Source organism: Mumia spirodelae (assembly GCF_050632745.1).
Lineage (GTDB): Bacteria > Actinomycetota > Actinomycetes > Propionibacteriales > Nocardioidaceae > Mumia.
In genome coordinates this window covers 349,714-366,633 of the sequence record NZ_JBODSD010000002.1, presented here as the reverse complement: position 1 = coordinate 366,633, position 16,920 = coordinate 349,714, and the positions used below count along the sequence as shown (strand labels likewise).

Here is a 16,920-nt window from a genome sequence, read left to right as displayed (position 1 = left end):
CTGTGAGGTGGGCGGACGTGCTGGGAGGGGTGACGTTACCCCTGGACGGCCGACTCCCCGAAGTACTTCTTCGTGATCTCGTCGTACGTGCCGTCCTCCTGCGCCGTCTTGAGGACCCCGTTGAGGCGCTCGATGAGCTTCTCGCCGTTGGCGTCCTTCTCGGCCGCGAAGCCGTACTCCTCGCCGGTGTCGAACTCGGTGGCGACCGCCGTGTCGGGGTTGTCCTTCACGAAGTCGTAGAGCACGCCGTTGTCGTTGATCGCGGCGTCGACGCGGCCGGCCTTGAGCGCGGTGGCCTCGAGCGAGAGGTCGTCGAACGCGACCGGGGTGTAGCCGTACTTGGCGGCGTTCTCGTTGGCGTAGACCTCGCCGGTGGTGTCGGTCTGGACGCCGAGCTTCTTGCCCTTGAGGTCCTCGAGGCCGCCGATGCCGGAGTCGGCCTTGACGAGGAGGGCCTGCGTGGCCTCGAAGTACGGGTCGGAGATGGCGATCGCGGCCTCGCGCTCGGGCGTGATCGTCATGCCGCCCATGCCCACGTCGCACTTGCCGGCCTTGAACGCGGCACCGGAGGTGACCTGGTTCCAGTCGACGTCCACGATCTCGGTCTCCAGGCCCATGTCGTCGGCGAGCAGGCCGAGCAGGTCGGTGTCGAAGCCGACGATCTCGCCGGAGTCGTCGGGGTACTGGAAGGGCTTGTACGGCAGGTTGGTGCAGATCGTCAGCGTGCCCGACTTGACGATGTCGATGCCGTCGACCGAGGCGGCCGAGTCGTCGCCGTCGTCCCCGCCGCAGGCGGCCATCGTCACGGTGAGAGCGAGTGCCCCGGCGGCGGCCGCAGCCGCGCGTCCCAGGCGTCGTCCGGTGACCTTCATCGGTGATGCTCCTTGAGCTTGATGGATCGTGAGACTGAGTCCCTTGAGTCTGGGATGTTCCCACACCAAGAACACGGAATTGTTACGGCGTCGGAGGCCTGTTGTCGAGAGGTCTCCTGCGGCGCCGTACGAGTCCGGCCGACGTGTCCTGAGCGGGAGCGCGCCGTCAGCCCGCCGCCGCGCGGACCCGGGCGGCCTCGCGCTCCGCTGCCTCGTTGGGCACCCCCGCCCGCGATCCCGCGAGCTTGGCGGCGATGTGGTCGGCCACGGTGATCGGGGCGTAGCGGCTGCCGTCGCCGACGCAGGAGGGCAGGGTGCTGATCAGCGCGTCGACGTTGCCGTCGTGGAAGTACGCCGCCGAGCGCCGGCGCTGGATCGTCCCGTCCACGATCGGGGGCTTCACCCGGTGCAGCGTCGACATCCAGCGCTCGTTGGTCCAGCGGGCCATCAGGTCACCGAGGTTGACCAGCAGGGCGCCGTCGGCGGGGCTCACGTCGTGCCAGACGCCGTCGTGGCCGAGGACCTGAAGACCGGGCGCCTGGTCGGCCCACAGGACGGTGACGATCCCGTAGTCGGTGTGCTCGCCCATGCCGGTGAGGTCGCCGTCGAGCTCGACCTCGCCCGGCGGGAGGGCGTAGTTGTTCATCCGCAGCACGTCGAGCGAGTGGTCGGTGAAGGCCTCGAAGAAGTCGTGCGGGAGGTCGAGCGCGTCGGCGAAGACGTGCGTCAGCGTCCGGGCGACCCGGCCGGCCTCGGCGAAGTACGCCTCGACGCTCTCCCGGAACCCCGCGAGCCCGGCCGGCCACAGGTTGTCCGCGTAGTCGTCGGCCGGCAGCGACAGCTTCGGGAACGCCTCGGCCGTGACGCCGACGTTGAACGCCTCGAAGAAGTCGTTCATCCGGTTCGCGGACTCGACGCCGAGGCTCAGCGAGAGCGACTCGGTCTTGGGCGGCGCGTACCCGCGGTTGATCCGCGGCGGCGTGCGGTACTCCTTCTTCTCCGCGAGCGGCAGCGCGAAGAAGTCGTCCAGCGCCGAGGCGAACCCCTGGACGACCGCGTCCGGGACGCCGTGGCCGACGACCTGGACGAACCCGACCTCGGCGAAGGCGGCGTCGATCGCGGCGGCGGTCCGTGCCCGCTCGTCGGGCGTGCCGCCGTCGACGTACGGGGTGAGGTCGACGAGGGGGACGACGAAGGCGGGCGCGTGGTCTTCAGGAAGCGGCACGGTGGGTCCTCTCGAGGTCGGCCGCCGACGCCAGGACGCGTCGACGGAGGGTGTTCCGGTCGTCGTGGTCGAGCCAGCAGGCGTCGGCACCGTTGACGGCGAAGCGGGTGAGGTCGGCGGTGTCCAGGCCGAGCGCTGCGGCGACGACCTCGTGGTCACGGGTCGGGTCGGTCCCGAACATCGGCGGGTCGTCGGAGTCGATCGTGATCCGCAGTCCCGCGGCGTCCATCGCGGCGATCCGCTCGTGCGTGCCGTCCCCGGAGCCGCTGTAGCGCCCGATGTCGGAGCTGACAGGAGTGCAGGTGAAGGTCACGCCCTCGTCGATGCACCGCTGGGTGATCCGGGGGTCGTCGACGACGTGGTAGCCGTGGTCCACCCGGGTGCACCCCAGCTGGTCGAGGATCACCTCGATGTGCGGCGGCGGTCCCGACTCGGAGTGCGCCGTACGCCCCAGGCCGTGGCGACCGGCGAGCGCGAAGGCCTCGGTGAACAGGTGCGGCGGACCGTTGACCTCGGCGTAGTCGAGCCCGATCCCGACGACCTCGTCGACCCGGTCCGCGACGACCGTCTCGACCAGCGCGACCGCCTCCGCCGCGGAGCGCTCGCGGTGCAGCGCGACCACGATCCGGCTGTCGATTCCGGTGTCGGTGCGGGCGTCGGCCATCGCGGCGCGCATGCCGTCGAGCAGCGTCCGGTACGGCACGGCGACCGGGTGGGGGCTCACGAAGATCTCCCGGTAGAGCACGCCGTGGTCGGAGCCGAAGGTCGTCAGGGACTCGTACGTGACCCGGTGGACGTCGTCGGCGTCGCGCACCAGCGACCCGACGACGTCGTAGACGGCGAGGAACGCGCCCAGGTCCTCGTACGCCGGGATCTCGTACAGGTCGTCGGCGGTCCGCCCGCCGGGCAGGGCGACCCCGTGCTTGCGGGCGAGGTCGACCACCGTCGGGGCGCTGACCGACCCGAGGAGGTGGCAGTGGAGGCTGACCTTCGGCCACGCCCGGACCAGGGGCGTCGGGATCGGCTCCCGCGGGGGGAGATCTGTCGTCATGGCGCCTCTCCGTGTGCGAAAGTGATTGCTGATGCTTATCAAGCCTGCTGGTCGCGTGTCTCCTCCCGATCAGCGGCCGATGACGAGGGGGTTACGGCGTGCACGAGGACGACGGGGTGCTGGCGCGCCGGATCGGGTCGGTGCTCCGGCGGCACCGTGAGAAGGCTGGGCTGTCGATGCGCGAGCTCGCGGGCCGTGCCGGGATCAGCCAGCCGTTCCTCAGCCAGGTCGAGCGCGGTCAGAGCATGCCGTCGATGGTCACCGCCTACCGGCTCGCGGAGGCGCTCGGCGTCCCGCCCGGCGACCTGCTGCCCGTGGGGACCGACGACCGGGTCGAGGTCGTCCGGCACGACGAGGGACGCCTGGTCCCGGTGGCGGACCGGCCGGACGCGGCGCTCGGTCGGCTCGTCATGCTGCACCCGACCAGCGGGCTGGAGGTGACCGAGTACCGGATCGAGCCGGGCCAGCACATCGCGGAGTGGTTCGCCTCGCCCGGCATCCTCACGGTCTACCTCGTCGACGGTGCGCTCGACGTCGAGGTGGAGGGTGAGGGCACCTACCGGCTCGGCCCGCGCGACCTGCTGACCCACCCGGCACCGCTGCGCCACCGCTGGCACCTCGTCGACGACGGGCCCGCGCACGTCCTCCTCCTGATGGGTCATCCGCCGGTCTGACGCCGTCCGTCGGCTGGCCGATGATCGAGGAGGACGGCCGACTCGACGAGGGGGACAGATGCGCGTGCTCGTCACCGGCGCGACCGGGTTCATCGGGCGGCGCCTGGCGCCCGCCCTGGAGGAGGCCGGGCACGAGGTCGTCGCGATGACCCGCCACCCCGAGGCGTACGACGGAGCCGGTCGGCCGGTCTTCGGCGACGTGCACGACCCGGAGTCGCTCGCTCCGGCGCTCGAGGAGGTCGAGGCGGCGTACTACCTCGTGCACTCCCTCGGCTCGGACGACTTCGTCCGGCGCGACGCGGACGCGGCGTCGGCGTTCGGTGCGGCCGCGGCCGACGCGGGGCTCCACCGGATCGTCTACCTGGGCGGCCTCGGCGACGACGCCGACGACCTGTCGGACCACCTCCGCAGCCGCCGCCAGGTCGAGGCGCTGCTCGCCGGGGGCGGTGTCCCCGTCACGACGCTGCGCGCCGGGATCGTCGTGGGGCACGGCGGGATCTCGTGGGAGATGACGCGCCAGCTCGTCGAGCACCTGCCCGCGATGGTCACGCCGCGGTGGGTGGCGACGCGGACGCAGCCGATCGCCGTCGACGACGTGATCCGCTACCTCGTCGGCGTGCTCACGCTGCCCGAGGGCACCGACCGGGCGTACGAGATCGGTGGTCCGGAGGTCCTCGAGTACGCCACGATGATGCGGCGGCTCGCCGACATCGAGGGCCGCCACCCGGTGATCGTCCCCGTGCCGCTGCTCAGCCCCGGGCTCTCTGCGCGCTGGCTCGCGCTGGTCACCGACGTCGACACCCGCACGGGGCGGTCGCTGGTCGACTCGATGGTGAACGAGGTCGTCGTCCGCGACGACGCCATCCGCGAGGCCGTCCCCTTCGAACCCCTGTCGTACGACGAGGCCGTGCTGCGGGCGCTCGCCGAGCGGGCTCGCGAACGGGCGGACGCGGAGGAGCGGGCGTGAGCGGCGGCCTGCGCGGGGCGCTCGACGCGCTCCGGGCCCGCTCGCGCGGCGTGCTCCCTCGAGGACTCGGGCACGCCGTCGCGCCCCGGGGCCCCGAGCCCGCGGCGGTCGTCGCCCGCCGGCGCCGTACGGTCGGCGCGGTGTGCCTCGCGGGCTCGGGGATGCTCGGGGTCTCGCTGGCGGCCAAGCCGGACTCGCCGCGGTTCTACGGCCTCGCGTTGGCGACCGCGGCGACCTGGACCGTGGGCTCGCTCGTCTCCGGCCCGCTGCACCAGGGGTGGATCGAGATGCAGGACGGGGTACGCCGCCGGCCGGTCGTCGTGCCCGTGCTCACCGGGGTCGGGGCCTTCGGGTGCTTCCTCGTCGGGGCGCAGGTCGCGCGCCGGGTGCCCGCGCTCGACGCCGCGGTCCGGCGCGTCCTGCGCTTCGCCGACGAGGGCAGCACGCCGCTCGTCGTGCTCACCACCCTCGCCAACGGCGCGGCGGAGGAGCTGTTCTTCCGCGGGGCGCTGTTCGAGGCGGTGGGGGAGCGTCGTCCGGTGCTGGTCTCGACGCTGGCCTACACCGCGACGACCGCCTCCTCCCGCAACCCGTCGCTGGTGCTCGCGGGCGCGGTGATGGGCACCCTCTTCGGGCTCCAGCGACGCGCGACCGGCGGGGTCCAGGCGCCGCTCCTGACGCACCTGACGTGGTCGGCCCTGATGCTGCGCTATCTGCCGCCGCTGTTCCGGGAGCCGCGTTTCCGCGACGTTTCCTGACGGTCGCCGCGGGTTAAGACCTGGCTTCACGCCGTGCTCTGGGATTCCCAACGTGGTGAATCCGGGCCAGACTCGGTCCAACCGTGCCGCCGTGGCGTCCTGCGTCACGTCGGCTCCGTCCCTCCGAGAGGACATCCCTGTGCGATCGCCACGTCTGGTGGGCGCCGTCGCGAGCCTCGCCCTCGCTTCAACGACCCTGCTGACGGCACCGTCCGCCGTCGCCGAAGAACCTCCCGTCCCGTCGCCCCTCACCACGCGCTCGGCCAAGGAGCCGACCGCGACCGGGTCGCTGACCGCGAAGGCCGCGCGCTCCGCGGCGCACCGCGAGACCGTCGGCGACCCGCTGCCGATGCCCACCTCGTACCCGACGCAGCCCGACCTGCGGGTCTTCCCCGAGGCCGAGAACGACGCCGCGGACAGCGGCGACATGGTGCGCTACGACGACATCGCCCCGACGCTGAACGCGCTGATGGACGTCTCGGACCGCGTCTCGGCACAGGTCGTCGGGCAGTCGGCGCAGGGCCGCGACCTCTACCTCGTCACCGTGACCGCGCCGGAGAGCCGGCGCGAGACCGCGCAGCAGACCACCTGGCGCGAGGAGATCGCGAACGACCCGTCGGCGGCCGCGAAGGACAGGCGGCTCGAGAAGGACTACAAGACCCCCATCTGGATCAGCGCGAACATCCACGGCAACGAGTGGGAGGGGACGGACGCCGCGCTGCAGTACATCGACCAGCTCGCGACGGCGCCCTGGGACGACGTGAAGTCCCTGCTGTCGGAGCACCGGATCTACTTCAGCCTGACGCTCAACCCGGACGGTCGCACGATCGGCCAGCGGGCGACGGCGCTGAACCTCGACGCGAACCGCGACATGATCACCAACACCACACCGGAGTCGATCTCGTTCATCCGCACCGCGCAGGCCGTGCAGGCGCTCTACGCCGCGGACTTCCACGGCTACACCGGCGTGCTCCAGATCGAGCCGTGCGGGCCGCCGCACGGTGACGACTACGAGTACGACCTGTTCATCCCGCACGCCTACGCGCTCTCGCTGCAGGTCGAGAAGGACGTGGTCGACGCCGCGATCCCGGGCAACACGTACTACGACGTCAGCACGGGAAGCGTCGTCCCCGAGGTCACCGGCCCGGACACCGCGCACATCAAGATCCCCTACCGCGACACCCCGTCGGGCTGGGACGACTTCCCGCCGGTCTTCACCGCGCAGTACGCCGCGTTCGCCGGTGCCGTCACCTCGACGGTCGAGCTGCCGAAGTCGCGCCCGAGCGGCAGCACGCAGTCGCCCGCCAACGCCGTCGTCAACACCGCGGTCGCCCTGCAGACCATGCAGAGCCTCGTCGACTACGTCGAAGCCAACGACGCGGCGATGCTCGACGACCAGATCGAGTTCTTCCGCCGCGCCGACGTCGGTGCTCCGCGGACAGCGCTCACCTCGGCCACCATCGCCGACGTCCCGGGCCCGCAGGAGTGGAAGGCGGAGTGGGACGCGGCGGACGACCAGAACCCGGTCACGTACCCGCGCGCGTTCGTGATCCCCGTCGGGGACGGGCAGCGCTCGCTGTCCGACGCCCGGTCGCTCGTGAAGGCGCTGCAGCTGCACGGCATCGAGGTCGACCGGCTCACGCGGTCGGCGACGCTCGACGGGACCACGTACCCCGCCGGGTCGTACGTCCTCGACATGCACCAGCCGCGCCGCAACCTGGTGCACGCGCTGCTCGCGCCGGGCACCGACATCTCGGCGAAGTTCCCGAGCATGTACGACATCTCCGCGTGGAGCTGGGGCTACCTGTGGGGTGCGACGGTCGACCCCGTCGGCACCACCGGCTCCGGCCGCCTGCCCCGGACGGTCGCCGCGGGCGGCTCCGCCGACGGCGAGGTTCCCGAGCGCGGGGCGTACCTGACCCTCGAGCTCGCCGGGGTCCACGACTACCGCGCCCTCAACGCGCTCCTCGAGGACGGCGTCGCGGTCTCGCAGCTGGCCGACGGCTCGGCGATCGTCGGTGCGGACAAGGCGTCGTACGCCGCGGTCGAGGAGGTCGCCGACGAGCTCGGCGTCGACTTCTCCGAGGCGACGGCGTCGGAGGTCGACCAGCTGCGGGCGGGGACCGCCAAGGGCCTGGACGACCTCACGGTCGGCTACACGGGCAACCAGGACGACCTCCTGTCGCTCACGCAGCTCGGCTTCGACGACCTCGTCGCGCTCAGCGCGGCGACGATCAGCGCGTCGCCTGCCGTGCTCGACGACGTGGACGTGCTCTGGCTGGGCTCCGCGCTGACCTTCAACGCCTCGCAGGCCGCCGGCAGCGCGGCTGTGCAGGCGTACGTCGACGGTGGCGGCAGCATCGTCGGCCGCGGTGCGGGTGCGTTCAACACCGCTCGGACCTTCGGGCTCGTGAGCGGGACCGCGGTCGCGGGGAACGGCTCCGGCAACGGGATCGTCGCGGTCGACACGGCTGAGGGCGGCGTCCTCGCGCCGTACGCCCAGGACCACTCCTTCATCTATCCGGCGACCTGGTTCACCGGGCTGGGCAGCGGGGTGACGGTCGAGCAGTCGTACGCGGCGGGCAACCCGCTGGTCGCCGGCCACTGGCGCCGTGGCGGCGCCGGCGGGACGACCCCGAACGGGCCCCAGGACGCCGCGGGGCAGCCTGCGGTCGTGTCCGCGACGGCGGCCTCGGGGGCGAAGGCGTTCGTCTTCGGCACGTCGGTGTTCTTCCGCACCCACCCGAAGGGTGGCCAGAGCCAGGCCGCGCGCGGCCTGTTCTGGGCGGCGCCGGAGGGCGAGGGCGTCGCGGCGCCGGTCGCCACCACGACCACGCTGGAGGTCGGCCGCGCCCACCCGGGCTCGGTCGAGGTCGAGGTCGCGGTCACCGCGGCCGACCCGGCAGCGGGAACGCCGTCCGGAGCGGTCGAGGTCCGCGAGGGCGGTTCGCTCCTCGGGACGGCGCAGGTCCGTCGCGACGGCACCGCTGCGCTGACGCTGCGGGGCCTGCGGCCGGGCACGCACGTGCTCACCGCCTCGTACGCGCCGTCGGCGGGCGCGGGGTTCGACGCGTCGACCTCGGCGCCGGTCGCCGTGCGGGTGTCCGCGGGTCCGCGCGGCTGACCTCGGTGCAGTGACGCGGCGGTCGTGACGCCGCATGGGTGGGCCGTCGTTCCGGCGACGGAGCGGCGGCCCACCCCCTAGACTCGCCGCCATGCTGCACGCCGCCGCGGTCCTGGCCGGCACCCTCGTGAGCCTGGTGCTGCTGGGACTGGCGACGGGGTTCAGCCCGACCTTGATCGCACTGCAGGTCGCGGTCCTGGCCCGGACCAGCGGGTCGGCGCGCCGAGGGCTGGTCGTCACGGCCGGCGTCGCCACCGGGGCCCTGGTGCTCACGGTCCTGATGCAGGTCACGAATCCCGATGCCTGGGAGAACCTGCTGAGCGGTCGCGTGAAGGCGCTGCTCGTGCAGCGCGCCTTCGACCTCGTGGCCGGGGTCCTCTTCGTCGTCGCCGGCGCATGGGTCCTGCGGCACCGTCACGAGACCGTGGACCACTCCGCCTCGCGTACGGCGGGGCGCCTGCTCGACCGGCCCGGTGGGCTGTACGGCTTCTCCGCCGCCAACACGGTGATCAGCGTGAGCGGCGCGGCCAGCGCGTACCTCGTCGTCCGGATCGCGCGCGAGGCCGGCTCGGTCGGTGCCCTGCAGTGGGTCGTGTACGCCGGTTTCGCCGCGGCCGCTGCAGTTCCGTACCTGCTGATGGCGTGGGGGAGCGACAAGCTCCCTGGCCTCTCGCGGCAGGTCGACCGCATGTCGGCCTGGGTGCGCTCCCGGAGCTGGCGCACGCTCGGCGGGGTGCTGCTGATCGGGGTCGGGGCCTTTCTCGTGGTCGCGGCGCTGACGCGCTACTTCGGGCGCGGCTGACCGTCCCTCGCGCGACGGGCCGGCGCGACCACGGCCAGAAGTACTTGACATTTCGTGCAACCACGCGTGACGGGCTTCCGGCGAGATCTGGCTCACAGATAGGTTCGCACTCGCCACACCGGTTCGCTGTCGCAACACTCGTGCGTTGAGCGAACAAGGGCGAGACCCGCCCCGCTGCTCCCGGGTGGCACATCGTCGCGTCGTCGTGACGCTCGACGTCCCCCCGAGCACCGAGGAGAACTCACCATGGACACGGATCCCAGCCCTTCGACCGGCTACTCGCGCCGCTCGTTCCTCCAGACCGTCGGCATGGGGGCCGTGGCCCTCGGCGGAGGCTCGCTGCTCTCCGCGTGCGGCGGCCTCAAGGGGACCGGCTCGTCGGGGAGCGACGTCCTCAAGATCGGCTTCGTGTCGCCGCAGACCGGGCCGCTGGCGAGCTTCGCCTCCTCCGACTCCTTCGTGGTGAAGCAGATCAACGAGGCCGTCCGCAAGGGCTTCACCGTGGGCGGCAAGAAGCGCAAGGTCGAGATCGTCGTCAAGGACACGCAGTCCAACCCCACGCGCGCCACCGAGGTCACCCAGCAGCTCATCAGCGCCGACAAGGTCGACCTCATCGTCGGCTCGGGCACCCCGGACACGACCAACCCGGTCGCCGACCAGTGCGAGGCGTCGGGCGTCCCGAACGTCACCACGATCGCTCCCTGGGAGGCGTGGTTCCACGGTCGCGGCGGCAAGTCGGGCGAGGGCTTCACCTACACGACCCTCTTCTTCTTCGGCATGGACCAGTTCGCCGAGTGCTTCTTCCCGATGTGGGACCGCATGGGTGTGCAGTCGCGCGACGTCGCGGCGCTGTGGCCCGACGACACCGACGCGAACGCGTTCCGCGAGGGCCTCGGCGCGGCGATGAAGGCCGAGGGCTGGAACCCGGTCGACGGCGGCAAGTACCAGAACGGGGCCGCGGACTTCAGTGCGCAGATCGCCAAGTTCAAGAAGTCCGGCGCCGAGCTCTTCACGACGACGCCGATCCCTCCGGACTTCCAGACCTTCTGGAAGCAGGCGCAGCAGCAGGACTTCCGGCCCAAGCTCGCGACGGTCGCGAAGGTCATGCTCTTCCCGGCCGAGGCCGAGGCGCTCGGCGAGCTGTCGAACAACATCGCCACCGACATCTGGTGGAGCCCGTCGCACCCTTACACCTCGAGCCTCGACGGCACCACGAGCAAGGAGCTCGCCGACGCCTTCGCGAAGGACACGGGCAACCAGTGGACCCAGGCGCTCGGCTCGGTGTACTCGCTCTTCGAGATCGCGATCGAGGCCTTCAAGAAGGCCGACGACCCGAAGGACAAGGACGACGTCGCCGAGAAGCTGCGGACCATGTCGTACGTGGGCATGAGCGGCGCCCTCGACTTCACCGCGGGGCCGGAGCCGGGCATCGCGATCCAGCACCCGGTCGGCGGCCAGTGGCGTCCGGGCACGGACTTCGCGTGGGACATCTCGATCGTCGACAACTCGGCGAACACGGAGGTCCCCGTGGGTGCGGACCTCGAGCCGACGAACGCCTGATGCCCGACGACCTGCTGCGCCTCGACGGCCTGTCCAAGAGCTTCGGACAGGTCGTCGTGGCCGACGCGCTGGACCTGCGCCTCGCGCCCGGCGAGACCCTCGGGATCGTCGGGCCCAACGGCGCCGGTAAGAGCTCGCTGTTCGCGATGATCTCCGGCGACCTGGCACCCGACAGCGGCCGCGTCGTCTTCGACGGGGAGGACGTGACCCGCGTGCCGCCGCACCAGCGTGCGCGCGCCGGGATGGGTCGGACCTACCAGATCCCTCGCCCGTTCGAGGGGATGACGGTGTTCGAGAACGTGCTCGTCTCGGCGACGGGCGCGGCCGGGCTGCGGGGCCGTGCAGCAGCCGACGCCGCCGCCGACACCCTCGAGCGGGCCGGCCTGCTGGCAGTCGCGAACACCCGCGGCGGCGCCCTCACGCTGCTGCAGCGCAAGCGGCTCGAGGTGGCGCGCGCGATGGCGGCCTCGCCCAAGGTCCTGCTCCTCGACGAGGTCGCCGGCGGGCTCACCGACCCCGAGGTGGTCGAGCTCGTGGAGCTCGTCCGGGCGGTCAACGCGACCGGCGTCGCGATCGTCTGGATCGAGCACGTCGTCCACGCGCTGACCGCGACGGTCGACCGCCTGGCCTGCCTCGCCGGCGGCCGTCTCGTCGCCGACGGCGAGCCGTCCGCCGTGCTCGCCGACCCGACCGTGCGCGAGCTCTACCTCGGGCACGCCCTCACCGTGGAAGGAGACGTGGCATGAGTGCCGAACCCACCCAGGACGCCCTGCTGAGCGTCCGGGGCCTGGCCGTCCGTCACGGCCAGCTCCAGGCCCTGCACGACTTCGACCTCGACGTCCGCGAGGGCGAGAAGGTCGCCGTGATCGGGGCCAACGGAGCGGGGAAGTCCACGCTGCTCCGGACGCTCGCCGGCGTCCTCAAGCCGGTCGCGGGCACGATCTCCCTGGCCGGCACGGACGTGACCGGCACGCCGACCCACAGCCGGGTCGAGCAGGGGATGGTGATGGTCCCCGAGGGTCGGCGCCTCTTCCCGTCGCTCACGCTCGAGGAGAACCTCCTCTCCGGCGCGTACCGCCGCCGGCCGGGCCGCTGGGACCTGGCCGCGGTCTACGAGCTCTTCGACTGGATGCCCGACCGGCGGGACCAGGCGTCGACGCAGCTCTCCGGCGGCCAGCAGCAGGCGGTCGCGATCGGGCGCGCCCTGATGGCGAACCCGCGGCTGCTGCTGATCGACGAGCTGTCCCTCGGTCTGGCCCCGGTCGTCGTCCAGCGGATCTACCAGGCGCTGGACGAGATCGTCCGCAGCGGCTGCGCCGTGCTGCTCGTGGAGCAGGACGTCAGCCAGGCGATGGCCGTCGCCGACCACGTCCACTGTCTGCTCGAAGGACGGACCGTCCTCTCCGGGCGGCCGAGCGAGCTCGCGCTGCCCGACGTCGAGGCGGCGTACTTCGGCATCGACACCACTCCGAAGGCGGGTTGACCCGATGGATCTGCTCAACGCCGTGATGCAGGGCCTCCTGCTCGGCGGTCTCTACGCGCTGTTCGCCTGCGGCCTGTCCGTGATGTTCGGCGTGATGAGGATCGTGAACCTCGCCCACGGCGATCTCGCGATCGCCGCCTCGTTCCTCGCGTTCGTGCTGGTCAGCTCGACGTTCCTGCCACTGTGGGCAGTGGTCGTGGTGTCGATCCCGCTGTTCGCGGCCGTCGGCTACGCCACGCAGCGCTTCCTCTTCCAGCGCAGCCTCACCGCGGGTCCGCTCGCGACGCTGCTGGTGACGTTCGGTCTGTCGATCGTCCTCCAGAACGTGCTGCTCGAGACCTTCTCCGCCGACACCCGCACGCTCGACGCCGGGGCGCTGGCGACCAGCTCGCTGAAGGTCGGCGAGATCTCGCTGTCGTACCTGGGCATCCTGGGTCTCGTCGCCGCGCTGGGCTCGATCGCGGCGATCCAGATCTTCCTGTCGCGCACCCGCAACGGCCGCATCATGCGCGCCGCCTCCGACGATCCCGAGACCGCGGCGCTGGTCGGCGCCAACTCGCGGCACGTGTACGGGATCGCGACCGCGATCGCGTTCGGGACGGTGGCGCTCGCGGGGATGATCTTCGCGATGCGCTCGTCGTTCGACCCGGCGCTCGGCCCGTCGCGGCTGATCTTCGCGTTCGAGGCCGTCGTGATCGGCGGGCTCGGGTCGCTGTGGGGCACGCTGGCCGGCGGGCTCGCGCTCGGGCTGACGCAGAGCGTCGTCGCCCTGTACGACCCCTCGAGCGCGGTCCTCGCGGGCCACCTGGTGTTCCTCGCCGTGCTGGCGTTCCGTCCGCAGGGCATGATCCCGAAGCGGGTGGTCGCATGAGCGCCCTGATGGCGCACCCGGGTGCGCGCGGGGCCGTCGTACGCCGCTCCGCCCGCGGCTCGCGCTGGAGCACGGTCGCGCTCGGCGCGGTCCTCGTCCTCCTCGCGGCGCTGCCGTTCCTCGTCTTCGAGTCCGTGACGAGCAGTCTGTTCACGCTGTTCGTGCTGATCATCATCGCCAGCATGTGGAACCTCCTCGCGGGGTTCGGCGGCATGGTCTCGGTCGGCCAGCAGGCCTTCATCGGCGTCGGCGCCTACACGGTGGTCGGGCTTGCGGACCAAGGGCTGTCCCCGTTCCTCGCGCTGGTCTTCGCGGCGCTGACGGCGGCGGTCCTGGCGATCCCGACCTCGTGGCTCGCGTTCCGGCTGCGCGGTGACTACTTCGCCGTCGGCACGTGGGTGATCGCGGAGGTCTACCGCCTCGTCGTGATCAAGATCGACGCGCTCGGCGGACCCAGCGGGCGCTCCCTGACCGGGATGAGCGGCATCGACCAGACGCTGCGGTCCGCACTGGTCTACTGGTCGGCGCTCGGGGTCGCGATCCTCACCGTCGGCGCCTGCTACTGGCTGCTGCGGGGACGCGTCGGACTCGCCCTGACCGCGGTGCGCGACGACGACGTCGCCGCCCGTGCGTCGGGGGTCGACGTGGCGCGGGCGAAGCACATCGTCTACCTCGCCTCCGCCGCAGGCTGCGGCGCCGCCGGCGGCTTGCTCGCGATCAACGCGTTGAGCGTGCAGCCCGATGCCATCTTCAGCGTGCAGTGGTCGGCGTACATGATCTTCATCGTCGTGATCGGCGGCATCGGCTACCTCGAGGGCCCGATCGTCGGCGCGATCGTGTTCTTCGCCCTGCAGCAGCTCCTCGCCGACTCCGGCAGCTGGTACCTGATCGTGCTCGGCGTGCTCGCTGCCGCCTCGGCGATCTGGATGCCCCGGGGCCTGTGGGGTCAGGTCATCGACCGGACGGGCTTCCGGGTCTTCCCCGTCGGCTACCACCTCGACCTGCCGACGCCCGCCGCGACCGCTCCCACCCCGACCACCGCCCAGGAGGACCGTCCGTGAGGATCACCGCAGCCGTAGTCGAGAAGACCGGGGCGCCGTTCGTCCTGGAGGAGGTCGACCTCGACGCGCCGGGGCCGGGGGAGGCCCTGGTCCGCATCGTCGCGACGGGCCTGTGCCACACCGACGAGATCACCCGGCACGGCGACCTCCCGCAGCCGCTCCCCGCCGTGCTCGGGCACGAGGGCGCCGGGGTCGTCGAGGCCGTCGGGGACGACGTCACGTCGGTCCGCCCGGGCGACCACGTCGTCATCGGGTGGCCCTCGTGCGGCGCATGCGCCCACTGCCGCGGCGGCGAGCCCCGCTACTGCGACCGGCTGGGGGAGGCGCTGGTCGCCGGCGTCCGCCTGCTCGGCCCGCGCGCCGGCGACTCCGCGCTGCGCCGCGGCGACGGCTCCGAGCTCTCGAGCCACTTCTTCGGCCAGTCCTCCCTGGCGACGTACGCCCTGACCTGGGCCGACGCGCTGGTCGTCGTCCCGGAGGAGGTGCCGCTGGAGATCGTCGGCCCGTTGGCCTGCGGGATCTCCACCGGCGCCGGCGCGGTGCTCAACACCGCACGGCCGAAGATGGGCGACTCCCTCGTCGTGTACGGCGCGGGTGCCGTCGGCCTGTCCGCCGTGATGGCGGCGCGCTGCACCCCTGCGACCACGATCATCGCCGTCGACCGGCACCCGTCGCGCCTCGCGCTCGCGGAGTCCTTCGGCGCCACCCACACGGTGGACGTCCGACACGAGGACGCGGTCGCCGCGGTGCACGAGATCTGCGACGGGCCGGCGACGTTCGCCCTGGAGTGCACCGGGGCGATCCCGGTGGTGCGTCAGGCGGTCGACTCGGTGGGCATGCTCGGCACGTGCATCCTCGTCGGTGGCGCGCCCGCCGGGGCGGAGTTCTCCGTCGACCACCTCACGACGCTGTGGGGCAAGCGGATCGTCGGCGTGCTCGGAGGGGGCGGGACCAGCCGCCAGGTGATCGGGAGCCTGCTCGCGCTGCACGCGCAGGGCCGGTTCCCGTACGACCGGCTCATCCAGTACTTCGCACTCGACCAGGTCGAGGACGCGATCGCCGCCAGCCTGTCGGGCGAGGCGATCAAGCCCGTCGTCTGCATGCCGCGATGAACGACGACGCGCTCCTCGCGCTCGACCTCGTCGGCGCCGCCGACGCGCTCGCCGCCGGCGACGTCGGCGCGGTCGAGCTGACGGCTGCGTACCTGCGGAGGATCGAGGAGACCGAGCCGGGGCTCAACGCGTACGTGACGGTCGACCGCGACGGGGCGACCGCGCAGGCGAGGGCCGCGCAGCAGGAGATCGCACGGTCGGGTCCACGCAGCCGGCTCCACGGCATCCCGGTCGGGGTCAAGGACCTGTTCGACACCGCGGCCCTGCGGACGACGTACGGGTCGGTGCGGTTCGCCGACCACGTCCCGGGCACCGACGCGGCCTCCGTGACGGCCCTCCGCGAGGCGGGGGCCGTCGTGCTCGGCAAGCACGCCACGCACGAGTTCGCCTGGGGCGGTCGCACCGACAACCCGCACTTCGGGCCCACGCGCAACCCCTGGGCGTACGACCGGGTGCCGGGCGGCTCGTCGGGCGGCGGCGGCGCGTCGGTCACGGCCCGCAGCAGCCTGCTCGCGCTCGGCTCGGACACCGCCGGCAGCGCGCGGATCCCGGCAGCGCTCTGCGGGTGCGTCGGGCTCAAGCCCAGCGCGGGCTGGCTGAGCACCGCCGGCGCGTACCCGCTCGCCCCGAGCCTGGACCACGTCGGCCTCCTCGCGCGCACGGTCGCCGACGTCGGGACGGCGTACGAGGCGCTCGCAGGATCCGGGACCGTCCCCTCGGGCGATCCCGCGGGGCTGCGCGTCGGCTGGCTGGTCGACGGCGGCGCCGGGGCGTCCCCCGAGGTCCGCGCCGTGTGCGAGCCGGCGCGCGATTCCCTCGCCGGGCGCGTCGGAGCGGTGGTCGACGTCGACGTGCCCGACCTGGTCGGACGGGCGTACGCGATCCTCACGCTCGTCCGCGACGAGGCCGAGCGCATCCACCGGGAGGCGTTCGCGGCCGATCCTGCGTCGTACGGCCCCGACCTCGCCGAGCTGCTCGGGATGGGGCCGGTCGAGGGCGCCGACCTGGCCGCGACGCGCGACGCCGTGGCGAGGGTGAAGGCCTGGTTCGCGGCGACGCTGAGCCAGGTCGACGTCCTCGTGAGCCCGACCGTGCCGGTCGTCGCGCCCCCGATCGGGGCCATGACGGTCTGCGTCGGCAGCGAGCCCGAGCCGATCGAGCCCGTCCTCACCCGCAACACCTCGCTGGCCAACGTCACGGGGGCCCCCGCGGTCTCGGTCCCGGTCGGTCCGGCCGACGGTCTGCCCGTCGGGCTGCAGGTCCTCGGACGGCCCTCGGAGGAGGCGATCGTGCTGATCGCCGCCGCTGCGGCGACTTCCGGCCTATGATGCGGCACCAGGGCACCGGCGCCGACCCCCGG

General features: G+C 72.5%; 15 protein-coding genes. 12 read left to right on the top strand and 3 right to left on the bottom strand.

Annotated features, from left to right (window positions below; translation table 11 throughout):
• Positions 1-35 precede the first annotated feature (35 nt).
• From ACQSSQ_RS11380 to ACQSSQ_RS11370, 3 genes are all read right to left on the bottom strand, one after another.
• Complete coding sequence (locus ACQSSQ_RS11380) at positions 36-872, bottom strand: transporter substrate-binding domain-containing protein (RefSeq protein WP_431327195.1); 837 nt, start codon at positions 870-872, stop codon at positions 36-38.
• Between the two features lie 166 nt (positions 873-1,038).
• Positions 1,039-2,097: an isopenicillin N synthase family dioxygenase gene (locus ACQSSQ_RS11375; protein WP_431327194.1), complete on the bottom strand. Its 1,059-nt coding sequence runs from the start codon at positions 2,095-2,097 to the stop codon at positions 1,039-1,041.
• The gene (locus ACQSSQ_RS11370) at positions 2,084-3,148 is read right to left on the bottom strand and encodes an adenosine deaminase family protein (protein WP_431327193.1); all 1,065 of its coding nucleotides are present in this window, start codon (positions 3,146-3,148) and stop codon (positions 2,084-2,086) included. The genes ACQSSQ_RS11375 and ACQSSQ_RS11370 overlap by 14 nt, the downstream gene beginning before the upstream one ends.
• Before the next feature lie 98 nt (positions 3,149-3,246).
• On the opposite strand from ACQSSQ_RS11370, the gene ACQSSQ_RS11365 reads away from it, so the two are divergent.
• From ACQSSQ_RS11365 to ACQSSQ_RS11310, 12 genes are all read left to right on the top strand, one after another.
• Complete coding sequence (locus tag ACQSSQ_RS11365) at positions 3,247-3,822, top strand: helix-turn-helix domain-containing protein (RefSeq protein WP_431327192.1); 576 nt, start codon at positions 3,247-3,249, stop codon at positions 3,820-3,822.
• A gap of 58 nt (positions 3,823-3,880) precedes the next feature.
• Complete coding sequence (locus tag ACQSSQ_RS11360; RefSeq protein WP_431327191.1) at positions 3,881-4,789, top strand: NAD(P)H-binding protein; 909 nt, start codon at positions 3,881-3,883, stop codon at positions 4,787-4,789.
• Positions 4,786-5,547 carry a CPBP family intramembrane glutamic endopeptidase gene (locus ACQSSQ_RS11355; protein ID WP_431327190.1) on the top strand — a complete coding sequence of 254 codons (762 nt, stop codon included), beginning with the start codon at positions 4,786-4,788 and terminating at the stop codon, positions 5,545-5,547. Before ACQSSQ_RS11360 ends, ACQSSQ_RS11355 begins: the two co-directional genes overlap by 4 nt.
• A gap of 139 nt (positions 5,548-5,686) precedes the next feature.
• Positions 5,687-8,671, top strand: a complete 2,985-nt coding sequence (locus tag ACQSSQ_RS11350; protein ID WP_431327189.1) for a M14 family metallopeptidase — start codon at positions 5,687-5,689, stop codon at positions 8,669-8,671.
• A gap of 91 nt (positions 8,672-8,762) precedes the next feature.
• Positions 8,763-9,473, top strand: coding sequence for a hypothetical protein (locus ACQSSQ_RS11345; RefSeq protein ID WP_431327188.1), 711 nt, complete (start codon positions 8,763-8,765; stop codon positions 9,471-9,473).
• A gap of 246 nt (positions 9,474-9,719) precedes the next feature.
• A complete protein-coding gene (locus tag ACQSSQ_RS11340; protein WP_431327187.1) occupies positions 9,720-11,033 on the top strand; it encodes an ABC transporter substrate-binding protein in 1,314 nt (437 codons plus the stop codon).
• Positions 11,033-11,779 (top strand): ABC transporter ATP-binding protein, encoded by a 747-nt coding sequence (locus tag ACQSSQ_RS11335; protein WP_431327186.1) that lies wholly within the window; start codon positions 11,033-11,035, stop codon positions 11,777-11,779. The genes ACQSSQ_RS11340 and ACQSSQ_RS11335 overlap by 1 nt, the downstream gene beginning before the upstream one ends.
• Positions 11,776-12,516: an ABC transporter ATP-binding protein gene (locus ACQSSQ_RS11330; protein ID WP_431327185.1), complete on the top strand. Its 741-nt coding sequence runs from the start codon at positions 11,776-11,778 to the stop codon at positions 12,514-12,516. Before ACQSSQ_RS11335 ends, ACQSSQ_RS11330 begins: the two co-directional genes overlap by 4 nt.
• A 4-nt stretch (positions 12,517-12,520) precedes the next feature.
• Positions 12,521-13,387: a branched-chain amino acid ABC transporter permease gene (locus tag ACQSSQ_RS11325; RefSeq protein ID WP_431327184.1), complete on the top strand. Its 867-nt coding sequence runs from the start codon at positions 12,521-12,523 to the stop codon at positions 13,385-13,387.
• Complete coding sequence (locus ACQSSQ_RS11320; RefSeq protein WP_431327183.1) at positions 13,384-14,448, top strand: branched-chain amino acid ABC transporter permease; 1,065 nt, start codon at positions 13,384-13,386, stop codon at positions 14,446-14,448. Before ACQSSQ_RS11325 ends, ACQSSQ_RS11320 begins: the two co-directional genes overlap by 4 nt.
• The gene (locus ACQSSQ_RS11315) at positions 14,445-15,560 is read left to right on the top strand and encodes an NAD(P)-dependent alcohol dehydrogenase (protein ID WP_431327182.1); all 1,116 of its coding nucleotides are present in this window, start codon (positions 14,445-14,447) and stop codon (positions 15,558-15,560) included. Before ACQSSQ_RS11320 ends, ACQSSQ_RS11315 begins: the two co-directional genes overlap by 4 nt.
• Positions 15,557-16,888: an amidase gene (locus ACQSSQ_RS11310; RefSeq protein ID WP_431327181.1), complete on the top strand. Its 1,332-nt coding sequence runs from the start codon at positions 15,557-15,559 to the stop codon at positions 16,886-16,888. Before ACQSSQ_RS11315 ends, ACQSSQ_RS11310 begins: the two co-directional genes overlap by 4 nt.
• The last annotated feature ends 32 nt before the right edge of the window (positions 16,889-16,920 follow it).